At 55.7% G+C, this 23,640-nt stretch carries 21 protein-coding genes; 11 read left to right on the top strand and 10 right to left on the bottom strand.

Features of this window, described 5'->3' with window-relative positions; translation table 11 throughout:
* Positions 1-107 precede the first annotated feature (107 nt).
* Positions 108-1,136, bottom strand: a complete 1,029-nt coding sequence (locus tag Q1L34_RS08485; RefSeq protein ID WP_004864455.1) for an aldo/keto reductase — start codon at positions 1,134-1,136, stop codon at positions 108-110.
* Between the two features lie 182 nt (positions 1,137-1,318).
* On the opposite strand from Q1L34_RS08485, the gene Q1L34_RS08480 reads away from it, so the two are divergent.
* Positions 1,319-2,827 (top strand): acyl CoA:acetate/3-ketoacid CoA transferase, encoded by a 1,509-nt coding sequence (locus Q1L34_RS08480; protein WP_004864457.1) that lies wholly within the window; start codon positions 1,319-1,321, stop codon positions 2,825-2,827.
* Positions 2,828-2,848: 21 nt separating this feature from the next.
* Here Q1L34_RS08480 and Q1L34_RS08475 read toward each other — a convergent pair whose 3' ends face one another.
* Complete coding sequence (locus tag Q1L34_RS08475) at positions 2,849-3,493, bottom strand: TetR/AcrR family transcriptional regulator (RefSeq protein WP_004864459.1); 645 nt, start codon at positions 3,491-3,493, stop codon at positions 2,849-2,851.
* A gap of 332 nt (positions 3,494-3,825) precedes the next feature.
* Between Q1L34_RS08475 and Q1L34_RS08470 the strand changes: the two genes are divergently transcribed.
* The 5 genes from Q1L34_RS08470 to Q1L34_RS08450 all read left to right on the top strand — a co-directional run bounded on the left by Q1L34_RS08470 (position 3,826) and on the right by Q1L34_RS08450 (position 10,429).
* Positions 3,826-5,343 (top strand): aldehyde dehydrogenase family protein, encoded by a 1,518-nt coding sequence (locus tag Q1L34_RS08470; protein WP_015583957.1) that lies wholly within the window; start codon positions 3,826-3,828, stop codon positions 5,341-5,343.
* A gap of 21 nt (positions 5,344-5,364) precedes the next feature.
* Positions 5,365-6,951, top strand: coding sequence for a GMC family oxidoreductase (locus Q1L34_RS08465; protein ID WP_032717866.1), 1,587 nt, complete (start codon positions 5,365-5,367; stop codon positions 6,949-6,951).
* Positions 6,952-7,062: 111 nt separating this feature from the next.
* Positions 7,063-7,812, top strand: coding sequence for an electron transfer flavoprotein subunit beta/FixA family protein (locus Q1L34_RS08460; RefSeq protein ID WP_004864465.1), 750 nt, complete (start codon positions 7,063-7,065; stop codon positions 7,810-7,812).
* 1 nt (position 7,813) lies between these two features.
* The gene (locus Q1L34_RS08455) at positions 7,814-8,743 is read left to right on the top strand and encodes an electron transfer flavoprotein subunit alpha/FixB family protein (RefSeq protein ID WP_015583955.1); all 930 of its coding nucleotides are present in this window, start codon (positions 7,814-7,816) and stop codon (positions 8,741-8,743) included.
* Between the two features lie 24 nt (positions 8,744-8,767).
* Positions 8,768-10,429: an electron transfer flavoprotein-ubiquinone oxidoreductase gene (locus Q1L34_RS08450; protein WP_327204452.1), complete on the top strand. Its 1,662-nt coding sequence runs from the start codon at positions 8,768-8,770 to the stop codon at positions 10,427-10,429.
* 143 nt (positions 10,430-10,572) lie between these two features.
* On the opposite strand, the gene Q1L34_RS08445 is transcribed toward Q1L34_RS08450, so the two are convergent.
* Positions 10,573-11,706 carry an acyl-CoA dehydrogenase family protein gene (locus tag Q1L34_RS08445; RefSeq protein WP_327204451.1) on the bottom strand — a complete coding sequence of 378 codons (1,134 nt, stop codon included), beginning with the start codon at positions 11,704-11,706 and terminating at the stop codon, positions 10,573-10,575.
* Between the two features lie 277 nt (positions 11,707-11,983).
* Here Q1L34_RS08445 and Q1L34_RS08440 point away from each other — a divergent pair, with 277 nt between their 5' ends.
* Entirely contained in the window at positions 11,984-13,147 is a 1,164-nt protein-coding gene (locus Q1L34_RS08440) for a dihydrodipicolinate synthase family protein (protein ID WP_069475792.1), read from the top strand.
* 56 nt (positions 13,148-13,203) lie between these two features.
* Here the strand turns inward: Q1L34_RS08440 and Q1L34_RS08435 are convergent, their stop codons facing one another.
* The 5 genes from Q1L34_RS08435 to Q1L34_RS08415 form a co-directional block, all read right to left on the bottom strand.
* Complete coding sequence (locus tag Q1L34_RS08435; protein ID WP_004864474.1) at positions 13,204-14,037, bottom strand: sugar phosphate isomerase/epimerase family protein; 834 nt, start codon at positions 14,035-14,037, stop codon at positions 13,204-13,206.
* A gap of 355 nt (positions 14,038-14,392) precedes the next feature.
* The gene (locus tag Q1L34_RS08430) at positions 14,393-14,731 is read right to left on the bottom strand and encodes a DUF1869 domain-containing protein (protein ID WP_004864476.1); all 339 of its coding nucleotides are present in this window, start codon (positions 14,729-14,731) and stop codon (positions 14,393-14,395) included.
* 10 nt (positions 14,732-14,741) lie between these two features.
* The gene (locus tag Q1L34_RS08425; protein ID WP_004864478.1) at positions 14,742-15,074 is read right to left on the bottom strand and encodes a TehB family protein; all 333 of its coding nucleotides are present in this window, start codon (positions 15,072-15,074) and stop codon (positions 14,742-14,744) included.
* A 209-nt stretch (positions 15,075-15,283) separates the two neighbouring features.
* Positions 15,284-17,206 (bottom strand): putative bifunctional diguanylate cyclase/phosphodiesterase, encoded by a 1,923-nt coding sequence (locus tag Q1L34_RS08420; RefSeq protein WP_004864480.1) that lies wholly within the window; start codon positions 17,204-17,206, stop codon positions 15,284-15,286.
* 10 nt (positions 17,207-17,216) lie between these two features.
* Entirely contained in the window at positions 17,217-17,714 is a 498-nt protein-coding gene (locus Q1L34_RS08415; protein ID WP_004864483.1) for a putative pterin-binding protein, read from the bottom strand.
* A gap of 291 nt (positions 17,715-18,005) precedes the next feature.
* Here Q1L34_RS08415 and shiA point away from each other — a divergent pair, with 291 nt between their 5' ends.
* Positions 18,006-19,328, top strand: coding sequence for a shikimate transporter (gene shiA / locus Q1L34_RS08410; RefSeq protein ID WP_004864485.1), 1,323 nt, complete (start codon positions 18,006-18,008; stop codon positions 19,326-19,328).
* A gap of 44 nt (positions 19,329-19,372) precedes the next feature.
* Positions 19,373-20,113 (top strand): lipoyl protein ligase domain-containing protein, encoded by a 741-nt coding sequence (locus tag Q1L34_RS08405; RefSeq protein ID WP_004864487.1) that lies wholly within the window; start codon positions 19,373-19,375, stop codon positions 20,111-20,113.
* Here Q1L34_RS08405 and Q1L34_RS08400 read toward each other — a convergent pair.
* On the bottom strand, positions 20,106-21,029 hold the full coding sequence (locus tag Q1L34_RS08400; protein WP_015583950.1) for a LysR family transcriptional regulator: 924 nt from the start codon (positions 21,027-21,029) through the stop codon (positions 20,106-20,108). The genes Q1L34_RS08405 and Q1L34_RS08400 overlap by 8 nt on opposite strands.
* 116 nt (positions 21,030-21,145) lie before the next feature.
* Here Q1L34_RS08400 and Q1L34_RS08395 point away from each other — a divergent pair, with 116 nt between their 5' ends.
* The gene (locus Q1L34_RS08395) at positions 21,146-21,535 is read left to right on the top strand and encodes a tautomerase family protein (RefSeq protein WP_004864491.1); all 390 of its coding nucleotides are present in this window, start codon (positions 21,146-21,148) and stop codon (positions 21,533-21,535) included.
* Positions 21,536-21,555: 20 nt separating this feature from the next.
* On the opposite strand, the gene Q1L34_RS08390 is transcribed toward Q1L34_RS08395, so the two are convergent.
* The gene (locus Q1L34_RS08390) at positions 21,556-22,287 is read right to left on the bottom strand and encodes an HPP family protein (protein WP_004864493.1); all 732 of its coding nucleotides are present in this window, start codon (positions 22,285-22,287) and stop codon (positions 21,556-21,558) included.
* A gap of 207 nt (positions 22,288-22,494) precedes the next feature.
* Here Q1L34_RS08390 and Q1L34_RS08385 point away from each other — a divergent pair, with 207 nt between their 5' ends.
* Positions 22,495-23,604, top strand: coding sequence for an adenosylhomocysteinase (locus Q1L34_RS08385; protein ID WP_327204450.1), 1,110 nt, complete (start codon positions 22,495-22,497; stop codon positions 23,602-23,604).
* The last annotated feature ends 36 nt before the right edge of the window (positions 23,605-23,640 follow it).

The raw sequence follows: 23,640 nt of genomic DNA, 5'->3' as shown, positions 1-23,640 counted from the left end.
GCACGGATAAGACGGCAGAATCAATCACCACCTCCCCAGGAGGTGGTGTAGGGATGACAATAAAAAAGGTGCTCCTGATGAGCACCTTTTTTGCCTTCCCGGGTCACTCAGGCTTTGCGGTCGGCTGGCGTCGGCGCCCCTTCATCCAGCAGGCCCTGTTGTTGCAGCGTACGCCAGAAATCATCCGGGATCGGCGCGGCAATCCACTCCAGGCAGTTTTCCAGCTGCGCTACCGTGCGGGTGCCGGGAATAATCGTGGGCACCGCCGGGTGAGCCAGGACAAACTGCAGCGCGGCCGCTGGCAGACTGACGTGATAATCGCGGCAGACGTTTTCAATTTTGCTGACTTTTTGCAGAATCGCCGGGCTGGCCGGGCCATAGTTATATTTCGCGTTCTCAACCGCCCCGGTCGCCAGTATCCCGCTGTTGAATCCCCCGCCAATCACCACCGCCGCATTACGCTCTTCGCACAGCGGCAGGAACGCTTTTAACGCCTCCTGTTCCAGCAGCGTATAGCGCCCGGCCAGCAGGAAACAGTCAAAGTCGGCTTCCTGCAGCGCAGCATGGCACACCTGCCATTCATTGACGCCCATCCCTACCGCCTTAATCACGCCTTCATCGCGCAGCTGCGCCAGCGCGCGCCATGCGCCATCCATCGCCTGACGAAAGTAGTGCGGCTGTTTATCCCCGTGAGTATAAAAATCGCAGTCGTGAATAAACGCGATATCGATATGCTCCAGCGCCATGCGCTGCAGACTGTCTTCGATGGATCGCATCGTTGCCGAATAGGAGTAATCAAAGACCGCCTCAAACGGCAGCGGGTTGACCCACACCCCGGAATCAATTTCGCTACGTTTTTTCGGCTTCAGCAGACGACCGACCTTAGTGGACAACACATACTCATCGCGTGGATACCAGCGCAAACCGTGGCCAATCCTCGCTTCGCTCAGACCATGGCCATACAGCGGCGCGGTATCAAAATAGCGCAGACCGTTGTCCCACGCCTGGCGAATCATGTTCTGCGATTCTTGTTCACTGATGGGACGGAAAATATTGCCAATTGGCGCGGCACCGTAACCCATTGCCGTAACCTGAACAGCGGTACGGCCAAACGCATTCTTCTGTGATGGATCCATGTCTGTGCTCCTGCAGGTTTAGAGTTTAATTAACTAACAAGATAGTTATATCAAAACGAATGTTGTGAAAATGTTACCTGGATAACAAAGCGGCATTAATGACGTTGATCCGGCTTTTACTTTCTGCAATTGTAACTAACTAGTTAGTTTATTTTGTGCTGAGTTCAACGAGGATAACGAGCATGCATGGCAAACTAAAAAGCGTCGAAGAAGCGGTTGCTTTGATTAAAGATAACTCCACCGTTGCCTTCACCGGCTCCGGCGGCGGCCTGCTGGAGTCTGACTACGTCATGGCGGCCATCGCGACGCGCTACCGCGAAACCGGACATCCGCGGAATCTCACCCTGATTCATGCTTTAGGGATTGGCAATGGCAAAGGATCCGGTCTTGGCCGCCTCGCTATACCGGGACTGGTGAAACGGATCATCGGCGGCCACTGGTCATGGTCTTCCGAGCTACAAAAAATGGCCCGCGACAATGAGATCGAGGCCTACTGTCTGCCCACCGGCATCATCATGACGCTGTATCGCGAAAGCGGCGCCGGGCGACCGGGCGTCATTTCCAGCGTCGGGCTGGGCACTTTTGTCGACCCGTTGATAAGCGGTGGCAAATGCAATGACATCACCTGCGAGGATATCGTTTCGCGTATTGAACTCGACGGTAAAACCTGGCTGCATTACAAACCGTTTAAAGTGGATGTTGCGGTGATTCACGGATCGCAGGCGGACGTCGTGGCGAACATATCCACCAGCGAAGAGCCCGCGGAGCTGGATACTTATGCCGTCGCCTTAGCAGCACACAACAACGGTGGGATGGTTATCGCCCAGGTGAAATCCACCGCCGATCAGCACTTTGTCCCGGCCCGTAAGGTCACCGTTCCCGGCGTGATGATCGACCATATCGTTGAATGCCCGGCGCAGTGGCAGAGCTATCTTGCCGAATACGATCCGGCCATCTCCGGACAGGTCGCCCCGCCGGATGAACACCCGCTCGACGCGCCGGCAGAGGGCATTCGCCGCCTGATCTCGGGTCTGGCGGTACGGGAGCTGAAGCCAAATATGCGGGTCAATTATGGGTTCGGCATCCCCGGCGGGATCTCAGCCATGGCGGACAAATCGCTGGTCGACTCCTGCTGGCAAATGGTGGAACAAGGCATTCACAACGGCCAGCTTCTCGACGGCGCGCTGTTCGGCGCGGCAAAATATCCGCATGCCATTGTCAGCTCGCTCGATCAGTTCGATCTGTTTAGCGGCGGCGGGCTGGATATCACCTTCCTCGGCATGGGCGAGATGGACGCTGAAGGGAATGTCAACGTTTCGCAGCTGGGCGACACTATCGTCGGACCGGGCGGCTTTATCGATATTACCTGCGGTGCCAAAAAGGTCGTTTTCTGCGGCACCTTCGAAGCAAAAGGCCTACAGGTGTGCCAGCAGGGTGCGCGTTTACAGATCGAGTCCCATGGGCAAATTCCCAAACTGGTGCGGAAAGTTCGCCATATCACTTTCAGCGGGCCGGAAGCCATAAAACGCGGACAGGAAGTGTTGTACGTTACGGAGCGCGCCATTTTCCGGCTGACGGAAGAAGGCGTGGAGCTGGCGGCAATCGTCAGCGGGGTTAACCTCGAGCAGGATGTATTGCAGCGTATGCAATTCTGCCCGAAAGTCGACAGCCCCGCGGTCGTCTCTCTCTGAATGAGCAAAGCGATGCGGATATCAGGGCTGTAATATCCGCATTATCGTTTCGACGTTAAAATCAAGGCGCTGCTGAAGGGAATCAGCATCCATGAAATTGCGATCGAACAGAATGGCGCCGGTATATTTATTATTGAAGTAATAATAGTTGACCGCCGCAATGGTGATTACCAGCTGTTCAGCATCAACGCCCGCCCGGAAAACACCCTGCTCCACACCGCGCTGCAGAATCCCCTCCATCAGGGTAACCATTGATTTCTGTGCCGACTTGATCGCCACTGATTTTTTCAGATGTACGGCGCGATGCAGGTTTTCGCTGTTCACCAGCGTCAGAAACTCCGGGTTTTTCAGGTAGTAGTTCCAGGTAAACCTGACCAGCGCTTCAACCGCTTCTTTCGGCTCCAGACTGTCGAGATTTAATTTTTTTTCCGCGGCACGAATATCAAGGTAGGAATCTTCGACCACTTTCTGGAAAAGCTGCTCCTTGCTACCAAAATAGTGATAAATCATACGCTTATTTGATTTTGCTTTTTCAGCGACAACGTCAATGCGTGCGCCGCCGAGTCCCTTTTGCGCGAACTCTCGTTTCGCGGCTTTCAGGATCCGATTTTGTGTCGCAACAGGGTCACGGACCTGTACTGTTTTTTCCGTAGCTGATTTAGTCATTACATCGTTTTGGTTGCGGATCTGGCTGATGATTAACCCTTACTCATTGGCGGAAATCAAGAAAAATTTTTCGCTAATCTCCTTTCTGCTAGCCGCTTAACAATTTCATTACAAGGGCTGGCGTTTCCTTATTCAATCCAAAAACAGCATGCTAATATATGTAACCATATAGTTATATATAAATAACATTATACTTATAAAACATAAAGTTAAACACAAACACAATCAACCCATCTTGTCCCCATCTAAAAATGCGATGGACAGGATGACAACGATCACTCGCTGGCTCTTACCGAGCGGTAAGGAAGGCTATGAACGATGGGAAGAGGACGATGAGTAATACATTTCACCCTGTAGACGTTAACCACCCTTTGCTGCCTGAAAAAGCGCGTGAATTTCAGATGTTCATCAATGGCAAATGGACCACGGGCCACAGCAGCGAAAGTTTTGTCCGTAAAAGCCCGGCCCACGATATTGTCGTTAGCACCTATCCGGCGGGAACCGTTGAAGACGTTGATGAGGCGGTAAAGGCAGCCAGAGACGCCTTTGACTGCGGAAAATGGTCGCGCATTAGCGGCGCAGCGCGTGCGGCGGTATTGCTGAAAACCGCCCAGCTCATTCGCGAGAACCTTGCGGAACTGGCGCTGCTGGAAACGCTGGAAACCGGTAAACCTATCGCCCAGTCGCGCGGCGAGATCCAGGGCGCGGCCGATATCTGGGAATATGCCGCCGGCCTGGCGCGCAGCATCAATGGCGACAGCTTTAATAATCTCGGCGACAACATGCTGGGTCTGGTGACTCGCGAACCCATCGGCGTCGTCGGCGTCATCACGCCGTGGAACTTCCCTTTCTTTATTGGCGCAGAACGCTACCCCTATATTCTGGCCGCCGGCTGTACGCTGGTGGCGAAAGCCGCCGAGATCACATCCGGTACGACTCTGCTGTTGGCCGGTATTCTTAAAGAGGCGGGGCTGCCCGACGGCGTATTTAACGTCGTCACCGGCAGCGGTTCGGTCGTCGGCCAGCGGATCACCGAACATGTCGATATCGATATGGTCTCTTTCACCGGATCCACCGCCGTCGGACAGATGGCGCTGCACGCGTCGGCAAAAAACATCAAACGCCTTGGTCTGGAGCTGGGCGGTAAAAATCCGCAGGTGGTTTTTGCCGATGCCGATATTGACGCCGCGCTGGACGGTACGCTGTTTGGCTTCCTGTTCAATACCGGGCAGTGCTGCGTCAGCGGCAGTCGTTTACTGGTTGAACGTTCTATCCATAAAGATTTCTGCCAGAAGCTGGTTAAACGCGCGCAGAAAGTGCGCAGCGGCGATCCGCTGAATGAAAGCACCCAGATTGGCGCGATCGTTACGGAGAAACACTACCAGACCGTGCTCGGCTATATCGAGCAGGGGAAAAATGAGGGGGCGACCCTGCTCACCGGCGGCAAGGCGGTTCCCACCGGGAATGGGCTGTTTATCGAACCGACCATTTTCGATGATGTGACCCCGGAAATGACTATTTTCCGCGAAGAGATTTTCGGCCCGGTGCTCTGCGTTACCCCGTTCGACAGCTATGAAGAGGCGATCGGCATTGCCAATGACACCTGCTACGGGCTGGCGGCCAGCATCTGGACGTCGAATCTGGATAAGGCGGTGCAGGGCTTCCGCGATCTGAAGGCGGGCAGACTGTGGGTGAATACCACTATCGCCGGCGGCCCCGAGCTCCCTTCCGGCGGCTTTAAACAGTCCGGTATCGGGCGCGAAAGCGGCAGCTATGGTCTGGATGAATATACCGAGATTAAATCCGTACATATCCAGTTGGGCAAGCGCGCTAAATGGCTCGCTGAGTGATTTTGGGGCAGAGGATCAGACATGTACGACTACATTATTATTGGCGGCGGTTCGGCGGGCAGCGTCCTTGCGTCGCGCTTAAGCGAAAACGCCGACTGCAAAGTGCTGCTGGTTGAGGCCGGTCCGAAGGACAGCAACCCCTACATCCATTTACCGGTTGGCTTTAGCAAACTCACCGCCGGGCCGCTGACATGGGGTTATAAAACGGTACCGCAGCCCCAGCTCGGCAATCGTGAGCTGCTGTTTGCCCAGGGGCGGGTGCTGGGCGGCGGGAGTTCTATCAACGCCGAAGTATTCACCCGCGGTACGCCGGCGGACTATGACCGCTGGGCGGCGGAAAAGGGCTGTGACGGTTGGTCATTTGCCGATATTCAGCGCTATTTTATTAAATCCGAAGATAACGACACCTTTTCTGACGCCTGGCACGGCGTCGGCGGCCCGCTCGGCGTCTCCAGTCCGATCGGCGCTAATCTGATGAGCAAAACCTTCAGTCAAGCCTGCCAGCAGGCGGGACTGCCCTACAATCCCGACTTCAACGGCGCGACCCAGGCCGGCTGCGGTCTGTATCAGACCACCACCCGCAACGCCCGTCGCTGTTCCGCGGCGGTGGGCTATCTGAAAGACGCGCGCCAGCGGAGCAATCTCACGATTAAGACCGGCTGCCATATTTCCCGGCTGCTTATCGATAACCAGCGCGCCGTCGGCGTGGAGATCTATCAGGATGGCACACCGCAACGACTGCATGCCAGCCGTGAAGTCATCGTCAGCGCCGGAGCCATTGGTTCTCCTAAACTGCTGCAGCTTTCGGGAATTGGCGCGGCCGATGAGCTGAGTAAAAAAGGCATTCCGGTGGTTGCCGATCTCCCGGGGGTCGGGGAAAACCTGCAGGACCATCTGGGCATCGACCTGATCTTTGAGCTCAGTAACGCGCTGAGCTATGACAAGTACAAAAAGACGCACTGGATGCTGTGGGCCGGGCTGGAATATCTGCTGTTCCGCAAAGGGCCGGTATGTTCGAACATCGTCGAAGGCGGCGCGTTCTGGTATGTCGATAAACAGTCCGTCACTCCCGATACGCAAATTCACTTCCTGGCGGGTGCCGGGGTGGAAGCCGGTATCGAACCGGTGCCTTCCGGCTCCGGGGTGACGATTAACAGCTACTTCCTGCGACCGCGCAGCCGCGGTCGGGTCACATTACGCTCGGCTAACGCCAGCGATGCTCCGCTGATCGACCCGAACTATCTCAGCGATCCGTACGATCTCAAAATGAGTGTCGAAGGCTGCAAGCTGATGCGCGATATCATGCAACAAAGCGCCTTCTCGTCCTATATTCGCCGCGAACATATGCCGGGACAGGACGCGCAAAGCGATAAAGATCTGGAAAACTACATCCGCCAGTTTGCGCGCACCTGCTATCACCCGGTGGGCACCTGCAAAATGGGCGTCGACGAAATGTCGGTGGTCGATACCCAATTACGCGTTCGCGGCATTGAAGGGCTGCGCGTGGTGGACTCGTCGGTGATGCCCGATCTGGTCAGCTCCAACACCAATGCCCCCACCATTATGATCGCCGAGAAAGCCAGCGATCTGATTATCGCGTCGCACTGATCACAAATTGTCGCCCATGTTCGTTTTCATGGGCAAAAACCGGTTGAATAAATAACTAAATAGTTATTTACTTAAAACCAGAAAGACATGTCAACATCCCGAGAGGTAACGATGAAAGTTCTCGTCCCCGTAAAACGCGTTGTCGATCATAACGTTAAGATCCGCGTACAAAACGATGGCAGCCAGGTTGATCTGAGCAACGCGAAAATGGCGCTCAACCCGTTCTGCGAAATTGCGGTTGAAGAAGCCATTCGCCTGAAAGAGCTCGGCATCGCCAGCGAGATCGTGGTGGTCACCATCGGTGAAGAAGTGGCCCAGGAGCAGCTGCGCAGCGCGCTGGCGATGGGAGCCGACCGCGGGTTGCTCATCGCTACCCCTTCGTCCCTCGAACCGCTCAACCTGGCAAAGCTGCTGGCGAAAGTGGTCGAACGGGAGCAGCCGTCGTTAATCCTGATGGGGAAACAGTCCATCGATGGCGACAATAACCAGACCGGGCAAATGCTTGCCGCGTTGTGCGGTTATCCGCAGGGAACTTTTGCCGCCGAGCTGCGTATTGAGAATGGCCAGGCGCTGGTCACCCGTGAAATAGACGGCGGCCTGCAGACCGTGTCGTTGACGCTGCCGGCAGTGGTCACCACCGACCTGCGCCTTAACCAGCCGCGCTATACCTCCCTGCCCAACATGATGAAAGCGAAAAAGAAACCGCTCAGCATCCTGCCGGTGGAGGAGTTTGGTCTTGAGCTACGCCCGCACACGACCCTGTTAAAAGTCGAAACCCCGCCAGTGCGCGAAGCCGGCGTACGCGTCGATAGCGTGGATGAACTGTTGAACAAGCTGAAAAACGAAGCGAAGGTGATTTGATATGGCTACTTTACTCCTTGTCGAACATGACAATAACCAGCTCAACGCAGTGACCAAAAATGCGGTCAGCGCCGCCCGGGAGCTGGGTGGCGAGGTGACCCTGCTGGTGGCGGGCGAAAACTGCCGCGCGGTGGCGGAACAGGCTGCGCGCATTGCCGGGGTGGCGAAAGTGCTGCTCGCTGACGATAGCGCCTTTAAACATCAGCTGGCCGAAAACGTCGCCGCGCTGATGCTTTCGCTCCGCGGGGATTACAGCCATCTGCTCGCCGTCGCCAGCGCAAACGGGAAAAACATCCTGCCGCGCGTTGCGGCCCTCGCCGACGTCGCGCAAATCTCCGACGTGATTGCAGTGGTCGGCCCCAGGGTCTTCAAACGTCCGGTTTATGCGGGCAGCGCAATCGCCACCGTTGAGAGTCTCGACCCGCAGGTGGTCATGACCCTGCGCGCCTCCAGCTTCCCGGCAGCGCAAGAAAGCGAGTCTGCCGCGCCCATTGAGCAGGTCGCCGGCGTCGCTCACCAGCCGCTATCCCGTTTTATTCATGAAGAGCTGGCGCAATCCGATCGCCCGCAGCTTGCTACCGCCCGCGTGGTGGTTTCCGGCGGTCGCGCGCTGGGCAGCCGCGAAAACTTTGCTCTGATCGAACAGCTTGCCGACAAACTGCACGGCGCCGTCGGCGCATCCCGCGCGGCGGTCGATGCCGGGATGGTCGCCAACGATCTGCAGGTCGGGCAGACCGGAAAAATTGTCGCGCCGGAGCTGTATATCGCAGTGGGTATTTCCGGGGCCATTCAGCACCTGGCCGGGATGAGCAATGCCAAAGTCATCGTGGCGATCAACAGCGACGAAGAAGCGCCAATTTTCAAAATCGCCGACTACAGCCTGGTAGGCGATCTGTTTGAGATTGTGCCGCAGCTGGTCGCGAAACTGTGATGAGCATGGGGCAGGCAACAAAAGATGGAGGTTATGGTGGAACGTGAAACGATGGAATTTGACGTCCTCATTGTCGGTGGAGGACCCGCCGGGCTATCGGCAGCCTGCCGATTGATGCAAATGGCGCAGCAGGAACAACGTCAGCTGAGCGTTTGCGTCATTGAAAAAGGGGCTGAGGTTGGCGCGCATATTCTTTCCGGAGCACTGTTCGAACCCCGGGCGCTCAACGAACTCTTCCCCGACTGGCCGTCGCTCGGCGCACCGCTGAACACGCCGGTGACGCAAGATGAACTCTTGTTGCTGCGCGATGGTGAAAAAGCGTGGAAGATCCCGGCGGCTTTTATCCCTGCCCCAATGCATAACGCGGGTAATTACGTCATTAGCCTGGGGGATTTTTGCCGCTGGCTGGCCCGCCAGGCAGAAGCGATGGGAGTAGATATTTTCCCCGGTTTTGCCGCCGCCAGCATCCTGTATGACGATGCCGGCGCCGTCGCCGGCATCACCACCGGCGATATGGGGATTAATGCCCGGGGGGAAGAAAAACCCGGTTTTACCCCGGGTATGAACCTGCTGGCGAAATATACGCTGTTCGCCGAAGGCTGCCGCGGTCATCTGGGCAAACAGCTGATCGCGAATTATCAACTTGATGCCGGCCGGGATCCGCAGCACTACGCGCTGGGTATTAAAGAGCTGTGGGAGATCCCAGCGGAAAAAAGCCGCCCCGGAGAGGTTATCCACGCTTCCGGCTGGCCGCTGAGCAACGGCGCATCGGGGGGGAGTTTTCTCTACCACGCCGGGAATAATCAGGTGGTCGTCGGGCTGATTGTCGATCTCAACTACCGTAACCCTTATTTAAGCCCGTTCGATGAGTTTCAGCGTATGAAGCATCACCCGGCCTTTAGCGAAACCCTCAGCGGCGGAAAACGTCTCTCCTACGGCGCGCGCGCCATCACCAAAGGGGGCATCAACGCGCTGCCCAAAATGCATTTTCCCGGCGGGCTGCTGATTGGCTGCGACGCGGGCACGCTCAATTTCGCCAAAATTAAAGGAAGCCACACGGCGATGAAAAGCGGGATGCTGGCCGCTGAATCGGTCTATCGGGCGCTGATACAAACCCCCGATGACAAACGGGACCTTGCTGATTTTGCGCAGGCGTTTCATCAATCATGGCTCGGGGAAGAGCTACGCCAGTCACGTAACTTTGGCCCGCTGCTGCACCGCTTTGGTACGCTGACAGGCGGGGCGCTTAACTATATCGATCAGAACTGGTTTAAAGGTAAGCTACCGTTCACGCTGCATGACCGTCAAGCGGATCACTTGCAGCTGCAGACAGCGGAACAAAGCCCCCCCATTAACTATCCCAAACCGGATAACCAGCTGAGTTTTGATAAGCCCTCCTCCGTCTATCTGGCGAACACGTCGCACGATGAAGATCAGCCCTGCCATCTCAGGTTAAAAGATCCTGAGCTGTCGGTACGGGAAACGCTGCCGCGTTTTGCTGAACCGGCCCAGCGTTATTGCCCGGCGGGGGTTTATGAAATCATCACCCTTGCCGGAAAGCCTAAATTGCAGATTAATGCGCAAAACTGCGTGCACTGTAAAACCTGCGATATCAAAGATCCTCTGCAGAATATCGTCTGGACGGTGCCCGAAGGGGGCAGCGGCCCCAACTACCCGAATATGTGATCAGTTCTTTACCCCGGCAGCGCCGGGGTTTTCTTTATCGGGGTTTGCTTTGCCTGCGTTCTGCCCCCTTCCCGCCATATGCCGGTGACAGGCAAAAAAAAAGCACCCCGTCTGGAGTGCCTGTTCTTCCGGGTAACAGAGGATTACGCCAGTAAATTGCGACCGATAATCATGCGCTGAATCTGGTTAGTCCCTTCATAGATCTGAGTTATCTTGGCGTCGCGGTACAGGCGTTCCACCTCCACGCCGCGAATATAGCCGCCGCCGCCAAAAATTTGCACCGCATTGCCGCTGTGCTGCACCGCAACATCGCCGGCAAAGCATTTCGCCATCGAGCAGGCAATCGAAGTATCCGCGGCGTCAGTGTCAATTTTATAGGCCGCGCTGTGCACCAGCAGGCGAGCGGCTTCGGTATCTTTGGCGATATCCGCCAGCATAAACTGCACGCCCTGGAAATCAGCAATCGGTTTGCCGAACTGTTCGCGCTGTTTCGCATACTCAATCGCCGCTTCCAGCCCGGCGCGGGCAATACCGACTGCCAGCGCGCCGATGCCCACCCGACCTTTATTCAGCACGCTCATCATAATGTGAAAGCCGCGGTTTTCCGGCCCCAGCAGCGCGTGTTCCGGCAGTCTGACCTGGTTGAAATGCAGTTCGCCCACCTGCGATGAACGCTGACCCATTTTGTGCTCTTTCGGGCCACGGGAGACGCCATCGCGGGAGCAATCGACAATAAAGATGCTCATGCCGCGGTGACCAGCGTCTTTATCCGTGCGCGCCAGCACAAAGGCCACATCGGCCACCGGCGCATTATGGATCCACAGCTTACTCCCGTTCAGCACCCAGCCATCCGCAGTACGGGTCGCGGTGGTTTTAATTCCTGAGACATCGGAACCGGCCCCGGCTTCGGTGATGCAATAGGCCCCTTTCAGCGAGGCATTCAGCAGGCCCGGCAGCCACTGGGCGCGTTGCGCATCATCCCCGTATTTTGATAACAGCGTTCCCAGCAGCTCGACCAGGCCGCACTGATCGGCAATCGAGGCGTAACCGCGCGACAGTTCTTCCATCACCACGGCATAGGCCACCGCATCCAGTCCGACGCCGCCATACTCTTCCGGAACGGTGATACCGAACAGCCCCAGCTCCCCCATTTGTTGGTAGATCTCCGCGGCAAAGCGCTCTTCTCTGTCCAGCTCTTCCGCCTGAGGCCGAATCACTTCGTCGGCAAACTTACGGGTCATCTCGCGGATCTGTTGATGGGTTTCAGTCAAATACATGGTCATCCTCCTGCCAGCTATTAGTCATGCCGTCTGTTTCTCACGACATTCGAACACATTAATTAAATAACCAGATAGTTACTACATTGGATAAATATGGTTGTCAATCCAGTTAAATAATTGTTGTTAACCAATCGACAAATATTGCAATCACAGGCAGCGGTCAGCTCACCATTCGCTGCCCGGCTTATCACTTTAGTCGTGAGTATCTTGACTTTTCCGCGGGCAAAAAGTACACCTAAAAGTAACTAAATAGATACTTAACTGAGGAGTCAATATGCTTAGCATTCACCTGCCAACCCCACAAGGGATCATGACGAATTATCCGCTCGTGACCACAGAAGAACGTCCGACGGTTATCATCCCCGCGTTTAACCGTATCGCCTATGCCGCCGCCCACGTGGTGATCGACCCGCAGCATCAGGGAGCGGACTGGCTGAACAATCCGCGCATAGACTGGGACGCGACGCTGGCCTATCGCCACCATCTCTGGCGACTTGGGTTTAATATTGCCGAAGCAATGGATACCGCCCAGCGCGGCATGGGAGTCAGCTGGGAGATCGCCAAAGAGCTGATTATCCGTTCGCTGCAAGAGGCGCAAACCGTACCCGGTGCCGATCTTGCTGCCGGCGTGGGGACCGATCAGCTGGAGGCGGCCCACGCCACCACGCTGGAACAGGTTATCGCGGCCTATGAAGAGCAGATGGAACTGGTCGAACAACATAACGGCAAAATCATTTTGATGGCCAGCCGGGCCTTAGCCAAAGTGGCAAAAACGCCGCAGGATTATCTTGCCGTCTATAACCGTCTGCTGGAACAAAGCCAGGATAAAATTATCCTCCACTGGCTGGGAGAGATGTTTGACCCGGCGTTAGCCGGCTACTGGGGGTCGACGGATTTTGCCGCCGCCGCGGATACCGTGCTGGAGATCATCGCCAACAACGTTGATAAAGTGGAAGGCATTAAGATTTCGCTGCTGAGTAAAGAAAAAGAGGTCGCCTTCCGTAAGCGCCTGCCTTCACAGGTGAAAATGTACACCGGCGACGATTTCAACTATCCCGAACTGATTGCCGGAGAGGATGGCCATTACTCGCATGCGCTGTTAGGTATTTTCGACGCTATCGCCCCGGTAGCCGCCGCCGCACTCAACGAACTGGCGCTGGGCAATAGCGGGGAATACTATCGGCTGATGAACCCCACTGTCGCCCTGTCGCGGGAAATCTTTAAAGCGCCGACGCAGTATTACAAAGCGGGCATTGTATTTCTGGCCTGGCTCAACGGTCACCAGAGTCATTTCTCGATGGCCGGCGGCATGCAGGCGGCACGCGAGATTAGCCACTATGCCGAAATTTTCCGCCTGGCGGACCAGGCAGGTCTGTTGCAAGATCCGCAGCTGGCTACCCGGCGAATGAAAAATCTGCTGACGGTTTATGGCCTCTGAGTATTATGCGACGAGGCGTTTATTTCCCAGAGTCACCGCTCTGGGAACCCCCTCCCCTAGCCAAATTCGCGGTGCCGCTGCTTGCAGATAGCAAGCACCTCATCCGGGTCCCGCTGCCACCAGTTGTTACGGGAGAATATCTCCACTTCGTGCAGACCGCTGTAGCCCAGCGCCTCGATAGCCTGGCGATGGCTACGAATGTCGATAACTCCGTCCCCCATCATGCCGCGATCCAGCAGCATATCCGTAGTGGGCACTAACCAGTCGCAAATATGGAAAGCCAACAGCCGATCGACGCCTGCCCGTTCAATCTGCTGCTGAAACTGCGGATCCCACCAGGTGTGATAGAGATCCACGGCGATACCCAGCCCCTCGTCGCCTAGTTCGTCGCAAAGATCGTTGGCCTGGGCCAGCGTATTTACGCAGGCGCGCTCGGCGGCGTACATCGGATGCAGGGGCTCAATCGCCAGCGGCATGCCGAGCGGGCGCGCGTAGTCCAGCAGTTCACTCAGCCCATCACGCACCTGCTGCCTGGCGGCGAGTAAATCTTTCGATCCCGCAGGCAGCCCTCCGACCACCAGCACCAGGCAAGGTGCGCCAAGCTCCAGAGCTTCATCCACTGCCCGCCGGTTATCCAGAGCCTTCTCCCGACGCTCCTCCGGGGTGCTGCCGGGAAACATACCGCCGCGACAATAGCCGCTCAGCAGCAGGTCATGGTGGCGGATAAGACGTGCGGACTCTTTCAGCCCCAGCGCCTGGACCTGATCGCGCCAGGGCGCAATGCCGCGAATCTCATGCCGGGCACAGCCTTCAATGATCTGATCAAGTGTCCATTTCTCCCGCACCGTGGCGGTATTGAGGGATAGTTTACGGCTGTCGGGTTGACTCATCTGTGTGACCTCAGTGTTTTGTGCCTGAAAAACGTTAAACCAGATAAGTTGAGCATCATTTTTCTCAACAAAGCATTATAGAAATTAATATGTTGGGTAAATACGACAGCAATCACATAACCAACTAGTTAGTTATATTTACAAATAAAAACGCGCATAAAGCGAGGGAACGGCAGGCGACGGATCCGTGCCGGGACAATAAGCTTGTCGTACGAAAATCGATCCGAAGGAGCGTCAGATGCTGCTTTTCAGGTGACAGCGGAAAGAGCGGAAGTGACAATACCGCCAGCTAAGATGGGCTGGCCGGTGAAGAAAGCAGACACCCGGGGTGTCTGCCCGATATTTCGCTTGTAAACTACCAGCCGCAGACGTTGGTCTCTTCATCCGATTCATAACCGCGCACGATATTAATCAGATCTTTGACGGCATCGGCAGCCACCCCCGGCGCCTGCAGCTCATTCAGGGAGGCAAACTCTTTATCCACCGATACACCATTATTATTATTGGTCACCGACAGCGTGAACCCCTTCCCCTGGCTATTGTCAGACGACAGCGGGGCAACAAGTTCTGCCAGCGCCTGCTCGGCCATGGCGGGAATATATAGCGCCATCGGCTTCAAATAGACTTTCTCTTGTCTGTCATTATTGTTGCCATTAGCAACAGCCAGTGAATAACCTCTATTTTCGTTGTTCATACGTGCAGCCTTATCCCTCTATCAGAATTTGAGGATCGACATAAAAATCTACGTTGAAGACGGTGTCTTCAGTCAATGCTTCAATTCGGTGCCATTTCTCCGGCGGAAATACGCCAAACTGTCCGGCTTCAATGGTCAGCGTTTCCACCGGCTGCGGGCTGGTCTCATCGGCATAGCCGTAATAGCGGATAGCCCCCTGCATCACAGCCAGACGGGGATAGACTCCCTGCCGGGTTCCGGCATCAAGATGCCGCTGCCAGATAGAGGCGGGCGCCGTCTCTGTCGTCCACAGGGGCGTAGTTCGCGTATGAACATAGTGGGTGGGAATAATAATTCGCTGCATGATTCGGCCTCGCTTTCCGCACCCTTGCGTGCGGTGGGAACGGTGAAATATGTTGCATATGATATACCCCTTTTAATCACTAAGGGTATTATTTTTAAAGATGAGAATTTTCTACCCCCGTTAATACTCAATAAGGGTTAGTTTTTCTGAAATATAAGAATGGACGGACCTGTGAATCAGATCCGCGATAAGACAGGAGAGAAGATGATTTATTTTACCGGCGTGTTCAGGGGGCCGGGTTTACCAATTAGATAACCCTGAACCAGATCGCAACCTAATTGTTGCAGCGAATGGAGTTGTTCTTCTGTTTCGACGCCTTCGGCGACAATACGCATATGTAAACTTTTTCCCATGCTGATGATCAGACGCACAATATCAAGATCGTCTTTTTGCAGCGGAATATTAATCACAAACGAGCGATCGATTTTTATCTTATCGAACGGGAAATAGCTCAACCGCGACAATGACGAGTAGCCGGTACCAAAATCATCAATCGAAATCTGGATCCCCAGCTCACGCAGCTGGCTGAGAATCTCTAAAGAGCGGGTGTTTTCATTGAACACATCCGACTCGGTAATCTCCAGATCCAGACGATGCGGATCGAGGCCCGTTTTTTTCAATACGCTGACAATCACATCGGTCAACGAGCTGTTAATCAACTGAATAGGCGACACGTTTACCGAGACCTTAAGCGGCGATGACCAACGCGCCGCCTCTTCGCAGGCGGTGCTGAGCACCCACTCGCCGAGGGCGTTTATCATGCCCGTTTTCTCGGCAATCGGAATAAAGGTGCTCGGCGGAACCACGCCGCGTACCGGATGGAACCAGCGCACCAGCGCTTCGTAACCGTAAATTTCACCGCTGACCGTGTCGGCTATCGGTTGGTAATACACCCGGAATTCACCATTACCGAGCGCCTGCAGCAGATCATCCTCGAACGATTTATTCTCCTGCAGACGTTGCAGCATGCCGGCGCGGAAGACCTTGACGGTACCTGCGCCCTCTTTTTTCGCCTCATACAGCGCCAGATCGGCACATTTATATAAATAATCGGTGCGCGTTTCACGATCGGAAAGCACGATGCCGATGCAGGCATCGATGTTGATCATCGAGTCATAGATTTGATAGGGCTGGATGATTTTTTCCCGGATCACCATCGCCCGTTCCAGCGCCATCTCTTCGCTCAGGTCACAGGAGATCAGGGCGAATTCATCGCCTCCCAGACGATAGAGAGTTTCCGCAGTTTTACGGAAAAACGACAGGCGGCTGGCCAGTTCCTGCAGCAGTTTATCGCCGGAATCGTGGCCCAGCGTATCGTTTACATCTTTAAAATTATCGAGGTCGAAAAGCATCACCACGGCACAGCCATCGTAAGGCCTGACCTGATTGACAATTTCCTGCAACTTTTGCCAGAAGGAGAGCCGATTCGGCATACCGGTCAGCGAGTCATGGTAAGCATCGTACTGCAGACGGCGGTTTTGCACCTGCAGCTTCTCTTTCGACAGCTGCAGATCGTCGGCCAGCAGCTTCATTCGCACATGGGCACGCCGCAGATTGTTATTCTGCCGCAGCATCAACAGGCCCAACGTGATACAGGTTGTAATCAACAGGATGGAGATAATTGAATAGATGTAATACAGATTCTGAATTTTATCGTGAGTATGATTAACAACGTCAATCCCCTGCACCAGCGAGGTGGAGGCGAGCGAGGTCATCGGGCCGTCAATCTCTCTCATTTTGCCTAACACCGTCTTAATCTGAGCAGGTGTCATTTTATCCAGCCCGCTATCGAGCTGCTGCAAAATAGCGAACAACGTATCGACGGTAGCCTGGCGCCCGGCATCTTTATGAATAAAATTCCTCAGTTCGCCCTGCTGCAACAGTTCAATCTGGCTCAACATAATATCCAGGCGCAGACGTACCTGATCGCGGTCAGCGCTCTCCACGCCAAGTGCGAATGCGCCTAAACTCGACTCCAGCCGCATATACTCGGATACTATCTGGGCGACTGACCAGGAGTCCGTATAGCGGGTTAATTTCTGTAACTCACTTTGCCGCTCATGCACCAGATAGGTAATGTATCCGGTGATGATGAACAGCGACAAAATAATCCCGGTAAGTATTCGATTCAAGATCAAACCCTTACTCAATGATAATTTTTGAAACTTGCCACGCTGAACGGGAATAATAAACCTGGTTTTGCAGTTCAGGGCTGCTATCGTACGGATAAACAATAAATAAAGGGCCTTTATCACGGATGTGCATATATTCGCCATTTAATTTTAGCGCGAGGATAACAGGGAACTGGCGAAAATCATCGAGCGGGACCATCGTCGTATAGTCGTTCAAGGCAATAACCTTGGCCGTCTTGCCCCTGGCACCGACTAAATCCATGAGTTTGCTAAGGGAAACGCCCTCAAAGCGCACTTTTCCTGAGTACCAGGGCGTGGTGGTGACAATGGTCTCCATCCCCAGTTTTTCTAATGCCGCCAGGTCAAAAACCGCGGTATCGCCTGCATTTGTATTTCCAATCAAGCCGGAAATGGTTAAAACGGGCTTCCCCGTAGGGGCAGGCAGTTTTTCTGCAAAAGCATTAGGCAAAACCATAACACAAAATAAAACTGCGAAAAGTAGACGCATTTAGCTCACCATTCCGGAATTGGAGATAAGTTAATTGTAAACCATTAAGGTCAATTCTTAAAAGACGTCAGCAGCGGGTTGTGAGGTTCTCGATTAAAAATATTTTCTCTTTCCAGAACACTCTGAACCTGTGTTTACGCCTGACGATAAAAAGCACATTTTTTGCCATTAAGGCAGCACTTTCGGTAAAAATCTTTTCTCTCATCCTGGAGCGCGGTAGTCTTTGTACAGACGCCGCTAAGACTGCGTCTCATTCCAATAATGATAAACACGGCAACAGACAGGACAGGTATGGACTCAACGCTTATTTCCTCCCGCCCCGGCAAGGAGACATGTTCACTCAATCGCGCCAGAAGAGCGGCCTGGGGCAGCTTTGCCGGCGCGGTGGTTGACTGGTACGATTTTTTACTCTACGGCATTACCGCCGCGCTGGTTTTTAACCGCGAATTTTTCCCGCAGATTAGCCCGGCAATGGGTACGCTGGCCGCCTTTGCAACTTTCGGCGTCGGCTTCCTGTTTCGTCCCCTCGGCGGCATTATCTTCGGTCATTTCGGCGATCGCCTCGGCCGCAAACGGATGCTGATGATGACCGTCTGGATGATGGGGATTGCGACCGCCTGCATTGGTCTGCTCCCTTCTTTCAATCAAATCGGCTGGTGGGCCCCCGTGCTGCTTGTCACCCTACGCGCTATTCAGGGCTTCGCCGTCGGCGGAGAATGGGGCGGCGCGGCGCTGCTGGCAGTAGAAAGTGCGCCCAAAAATAAAAAAGCCTTCTACAGCAGCGGAGTTCAGGTGGGTTACGGCGTGGGTCTGCTGCTTTCCACCGGCCTGGTCTCGCTGATCAGCGCCAACACCACCAACGAGCAGTTTCTCAGCTGGGGCTGGCGCCTGCCGTTCTTGTTCAGCGTGGTGCTGGTGTTAGTTGCGCTGTGGATCCGCAACGGCATGGCCGAATCCGCCGAATTTGAAAATCAGCAGCAGGAAGCGCAGCTGAAGACGGCCAAAAAGCGCCTGCCGGTCGTCGAAGCCCTGTTTCGTCATCCCGGGGCGTTTTTACTGATTATCGCCCTGCGTTTGTGCGAACTGCTGACCATGTATATTGTCACCGCCTTCGCCCTGAATTACTCAACGCAGAACCTCGGCCTACCGCGTGAACTGTTCCTTAATATCGGCCTGCTGGTCGGTGGGATTAGCTGTCTGACAATCCCCTGCTTCGCCTGGCTTGCGGATCGCTTTGGCCGCCGGCGGATCTACATTACCGGTGCGCTAATCGGCACGCTCAGCGCGTTCCCGTTCTTTATGGCGCTGGAGAGTCAGTCGTACTTCTGGATCCTCTTTTTCGCCCTGATGTTGGCCAATATCGCCCATGATATGGTGGTTTGCGTTCAGCAACCGATGTTCACCGAGATGTTTGGCGCCAGCTATCGTTACAGCGGGGCCGGCGTCGGCTATCAGGTCGCCAGCGTCATTGGCGGCGGCTTTACGCCATTTATTGCCGCAGCATTGGTCACCTTCTCCGGTGGCTCCTGGCACAGCGTGGCGATTTACCTGACCGGCGGCTGTCTGCTCTCTGCCGTCACCGCCATGTTGATGAAAAAGACCCCTCACCCCTGATTGCGCGGTACGCGGCGGGGAACCGCCGCGTACATGGAGACCTTATGATTCAGGACAACCGCCCGGCCTGCTGGCCCGCACAGTTTCATCCCCAGCCGCTACCGCTGCTCTACTGCCCTGACCCGACGCTGGCTGAGCAGCCGCTGTTTGAACAGGCCCGCCGCGGCGATGCGGTGGCGCAGATCTGGCAGGCGCCGCAAGGACTGGTGGTGCCTGGCAGCTATCGCAAATTCAGTGAGCTCAGCGCCGTCAGCGCGCTTTTTTCCCGCCGCGGCTGGCCGGTGTGGCTTCGCCGCTCCGGCGGTGGACTGGTCCCGCAGGGCCCCGGGATTATCAATCTCAGCCTCGCCTGGCCTATCGCGCAACCGCTGGGCGAAGCGGCAGAACCTATCTATCAGCAGCTCTGCGGGCTACTTCAGCGCACGCTGGCAACGTTTGGCGTCGGGAGTCACTATCAGGCGGTGACAGGATCATTTTGCGACGGGCGCTACAACCTGGCCTGCGGCGAGGGTGACCATGCCCGCAAAATTGTCGGTACTGCCCAGTACTGGCGACCGCTGGCCGATGATCGAGGACATGTTGTCCTGGCGCATGCGGTGATTTTAGTGGATACCGATCTGATCGGCGCGCATCAGGCCGCGAACGATTTTGAAGCCCGCCTCAACAGTGGCCGGGTCTATCGTGCTGATAAAACCGTGACGCTGGCGCAGCTGCTGCCCGGCGAAACAGAGTTACTTCCCCGCTTTCACCAGGCGTTGGCGGAACAGCTGGCGCTGTTCAGCTGAAGGTGTGCTTCAAATAGTGGCTGAATGTCTCTACCGCGCGTGATACGCGCGGTGCATAGGGGCGGATAACGTACAGATTTGGCGCGAAAACCTCGACCGGCCGCCAGCCAGGAAGCAACTCCTGCACTAGCCCACGGCCGATGGCCTCCCGGGCGCTGAAATCAGGCAGCAGCGCAATACCCAGCCCCGCCAGCACCGCATCACGAAGCGATTCGCTATTGTTGGTCGCGAAGGGGCCATGAACCTTGACACTCACCCGTTCGGCCGGTTGCTCGCTGGACTCGAACGTCCACTGCGGGCTTTGCGCCCCGCGCGGATAGGTCAGACACTGATGATGGCGCAACGTCTCCGGGGAATCCGGACGGCCAAAACGGCGGATATACTCTGCCGAGGCGACGATCAGCGTCGCCGTACTGCACAGCGGCCAGGCCACGTGGGTCTCCGGCAACGCTTCGCGGCGGCAGTGACGTATCGCCAGGTCAAATCCCTCGCTGGCCAGGGATACCAGCCGGTCGGTCACCTCCAGCTGCAGCTGCAGCTGCGGGTGCTGGTGCAAAAATGGCGTAATCGCCGGTACCAGCTGTTGACGGGAAAAGGCGACCGGCGCCGTGACCCGTAGCGTTCCCCGCAGCGGCCCGCCTTCATCACAGGTACCGGCAAAAATATCGCGCAGCTGTCCGAAAGGTTCGTTCAGCTCCGCCACCAGCCGCAGGCCATCCTCGCTGAGCGTCACATTCCGCGTCGTGCGATGCACCAGCTTTTTGCCGGTGATCCGTTCCAGCTCGCTAATTTTCTGACTGATCGCCGATTTGCTGACCGCCAGTTTTTCCGCGGCGCGGGTATAGCTTTTTTGCTCTTCCAGCACCGTCAGCCAGTACAGATGGGTCCAGTAACTCTCCGGGCGAATCTCATTCATCTCGATTGTTCACCTGTATAAACAATGAATTCCACTATAGCGGTTTTTGCCCGGCAGAACATGGATTAGCATCGCGGAAGTCAGCTTACCAACCGCGGAAGTAAGGAGTACCTGCCATGCCGTTACTGATATTTGATGTGATTGAAGGCCGTAGCGAACGCGAACTTAATACTCTGCTGGATGCCGCACATCGCGCGGTTATTCATGCGTTTAAAGTGCCGGAGCGCGATCGCTACCAGATTGTTCACGAAAACAAGGCCCACCATATGGTGATTGAGGATACCGGACTGGGATTCACGCGCAGCAACAAGCTGCTGGTCGTGCGGGTGTACACCAGCCCGCGCAGCGAAGAACAAAAGCAGCTCTTCTATGCCACCCTGCTCGCTGAGCTGCAGGAACATTGCGGACTCAGCGCTGATGACCTGATGATTTCCGTGATCGGTAACCAGAAAGGCGACTGGAGTTTTGGCCGCGGCGTCGCCCAATATATGACCGGAGAGCTTTAACCTTCCCGGGCCCCGTGCCGTTATGCTTTCGGCGCGGCGGCCATCCGCATACGTGCCTTTTGCTCGATGTTTTCCAGCAGTTCCTGCACGTCATCCTCATCAATATCCAGGAACTGACCGTCGAGTAATGCGGCATGAATATCTTCACGAGTCACCGGGATCCCCAGCGGCACAACCTTGGGTTTGACCTCTTCAGCCGCCAGAGGGTGGGGATAGCGGCGCCCGACCAGGTTGTTGAAGATGATTGCCAGTAGCGCCAGCATCGCCGAATTTAGCAGTACCGGCGTCAGCACAAAGTGGTATCCCGCGCTGTGTACGCCCGCTCCGCCGAGGATAGCCGTCAGCGCAACGGCACCGCCGGGCGGATGCAGACAGCGGAGGAAGTACATGGCGGCGATAGCCAGTCCGGCTGCCAGACCACAGGCCAGGGCAAGCTGAGGCACCCACATCCCGACGGTAACACCGATCAACGCCGAAACCACATTCCCCCCGACGATTGACCACGGCTGCGCCAGCGGACTGCTCGGCACGCCGAACAGCAGCACTGCAGAGGCCCCCATCGGCGCAATAAACCACAGATTCATCTCACCCAGCAGCCAGTGGCTGAACATACTGGTGACGGCCAGCCCCGTACCGGCACCTATCGAGCCGAGGAGGATATGTTTTCGGGCAACGGGCAGAGCATGCGGCTTTAATCGGCCAAGAAAAATGCGGACCCGCGAAAACAGTGCGGTCGGTAAAACGCTTAACATCGAACGGCTCACTCACGTCATATAAATTACTTATATTTTATTTTCATTTTTTAACCATATTTTAACAACCATATCTTTCGAAGGGCTACTTCCCTCCCCCCCCCTGAATTTAGCGATGCGCCGCCGTTATGTGATCCCGGGACACTACGTTAGAATCATTTCCCCACCGGGATTTAACCCACTCTACGGATTGAAGGTCACAATACAGTGAATAATAAGACAAATTTAGTGAAAGACGTGGCATGGGCCAGCCAGAATATGCCGCGCACGCTGCGTCAGGTCGCCGCCCTTCCCGATCTGAGCCATGTCCGCCTGGCCTGCTGCATGCATCTGGATATGAAAATGATTCCGCTGGTGCAGGGGATACTGGAGAAAGGAGCGAAAGTCTTTCTGACCACCTGTAACCCCACCACCGTTCAGGACGACGTTGTCGCCTGGCTGGTAGAGCGCGGTGCACAAGCCTGCGCCTGGCGCGATATGAGCGATGCCGACTGGCAGCAGTCCTGGGAAAAAGCGATCGCCTGGGGCCCGACCCATCTGTGTGAAATGGGCGCCGATATCACCACCCTGCTGCACCAGCGCGGGGAATTTGGCAACATCGTCGCCGGTCTGGAAGCAACCGGCTCCGGCGTCAGCCGCCTGGGCGATATTCGTCCCGGCTACCCTATCTTTAACTGGGACGATCTCCCTGTTAAAGAGGGACTGCATAACCGCCATATGGTGGGTCTCACGGCCTGGCACACCTTCTTCCAGACGACTCACCTGACGCTGCATGAGAAGAAAGTGCTGGTCATTGGCTACGGTCTGGTGGGACAAGGCGTTGCCGCCGCAGCAAAAGCCTTTGGCGGACAGGTGATGGTGGCAGAGATCGATCCCGCCCGTCGCCTGCAGGCGGCCTATGATGGCTGGCATGTTGTTGATTTACAGGATGCCATCGCCTCGGCAGATGTGGTCGCTACGGCAACCGGTGCGAAAAAAGTGGTCAATAGTACGGCGCTGGATAACGCCAAAGATGGCGTCTTTATTCTCAATGTCGGCCACGTTGCGGAAGAGATCGACTGCGGCTACCTGCGTCAGTTCAGCCACGATGAGGTGATGCCGTATATTAATGCGTACCGGGTGAGCGATAAAACCGTCTACCTGATGGCCAACGGCTCAATGCTGAACCTGACTGCGGGATTTGGTGACAGCCTGAACGCCTTTGACGTAACCCTCGCCGTCATGGCCAGCGGGATTCATCACATCGTCACGGACGGCATGAACGCGGAAGCGAATGTCTATCTGCTGCCGCAGAGCGTATGGCAAAAAGCGCTGTAAATCCGCAAAAATTCAGGGCGACGGCCGTCGCCCTGA

Origin of the sequence: Klebsiella ornithinolytica (assembly GCF_030505655.1) — a bacterium.
Lineage (GTDB): Bacteria > Pseudomonadota > Gammaproteobacteria > Enterobacterales > Enterobacteriaceae > Klebsiella > Klebsiella ornithinolytica.
The sequence above is the reverse complement of the archived record's forward strand: the minus strand, read 5'-3'. Positions and strand labels throughout refer to the sequence as shown.

What these genes read in the sequence shown, in the direction of transcription:
- Q1L34_RS08485 (WP_004864455.1), bottom strand. Translation starts at nt 1,136, where the DNA reads ATGGATCCATCACAGAAGAATGCGTTTGGCCGTACCGCTGTTCAGGTT.
- Q1L34_RS08480 (WP_004864457.1), top strand. Translation starts at nt 1,319, where the DNA reads ATGCATGGCAAACTAAAAAGCGTCGAAGAAGCGGTTGCTTTGATTAAA.
- Q1L34_RS08475 (WP_004864459.1), bottom strand. Translation starts at nt 3,493, where the DNA reads ATGACTAAATCAGCTACGGAAAAAACAGTACAGGTCCGTGACCCTGTT.
- Q1L34_RS08470 (WP_015583957.1), top strand. Translation starts at nt 3,826, where the DNA reads ATGAGTAATACATTTCACCCTGTAGACGTTAACCACCCTTTGCTGCCT.
- Q1L34_RS08465 (WP_032717866.1), top strand. Translation starts at nt 5,365, where the DNA reads ATGTACGACTACATTATTATTGGCGGCGGTTCGGCGGGCAGCGTCCTT.
- Q1L34_RS08460 (WP_004864465.1), top strand. Translation starts at nt 7,063, where the DNA reads ATGAAAGTTCTCGTCCCCGTAAAACGCGTTGTCGATCATAACGTTAAG.
- Q1L34_RS08455 (WP_015583955.1), top strand. Translation starts at nt 7,814, where the DNA reads ATGGCTACTTTACTCCTTGTCGAACATGACAATAACCAGCTCAACGCA.
- Q1L34_RS08450 (WP_327204452.1), top strand. Translation starts at nt 8,768, where the DNA reads ATGGAGGTTATGGTGGAACGTGAAACGATGGAATTTGACGTCCTCATT.
- Q1L34_RS08445 (WP_327204451.1), bottom strand. Translation starts at nt 11,706, where the DNA reads ATGTATTTGACTGAAACCCATCAACAGATCCGCGAGATGACCCGTAAG.
- Q1L34_RS08440 (WP_069475792.1), top strand. Translation starts at nt 11,984, where the DNA reads ATGCTTAGCATTCACCTGCCAACCCCACAAGGGATCATGACGAATTAT.
- Q1L34_RS08435 (WP_004864474.1), bottom strand. Translation starts at nt 14,037, where the DNA reads ATGAGTCAACCCGACAGCCGTAAACTATCCCTCAATACCGCCACGGTG.
- Q1L34_RS08430 (WP_004864476.1), bottom strand. Translation starts at nt 14,731, where the DNA reads ATGAACAACGAAAATAGAGGTTATTCACTGGCTGTTGCTAATGGCAAC.
- Q1L34_RS08425 (WP_004864478.1), bottom strand. Translation starts at nt 15,074, where the DNA reads ATGCAGCGAATTATTATTCCCACCCACTATGTTCATACGCGAACTACG.
- Q1L34_RS08415 (WP_004864483.1), bottom strand. Translation starts at nt 17,714, where the DNA reads ATGCGTCTACTTTTCGCAGTTTTATTTTGTGTTATGGTTTTGCCTAAT.
- shiA (WP_004864485.1), top strand. Translation starts at nt 18,006, where the DNA reads ATGGACTCAACGCTTATTTCCTCCCGCCCCGGCAAGGAGACATGTTCA.
- Q1L34_RS08405 (WP_004864487.1), top strand. Translation starts at nt 19,373, where the DNA reads ATGATTCAGGACAACCGCCCGGCCTGCTGGCCCGCACAGTTTCATCCC.
- Q1L34_RS08400 (WP_015583950.1), bottom strand. Translation starts at nt 21,029, where the DNA reads ATGAATGAGATTCGCCCGGAGAGTTACTGGACCCATCTGTACTGGCTG.
- Q1L34_RS08395 (WP_004864491.1), top strand. Translation starts at nt 21,146, where the DNA reads ATGCCGTTACTGATATTTGATGTGATTGAAGGCCGTAGCGAACGCGAA.
- Q1L34_RS08390 (WP_004864493.1), bottom strand. Translation starts at nt 22,287, where the DNA reads ATGTTAAGCGTTTTACCGACCGCACTGTTTTCGCGGGTCCGCATTTTT.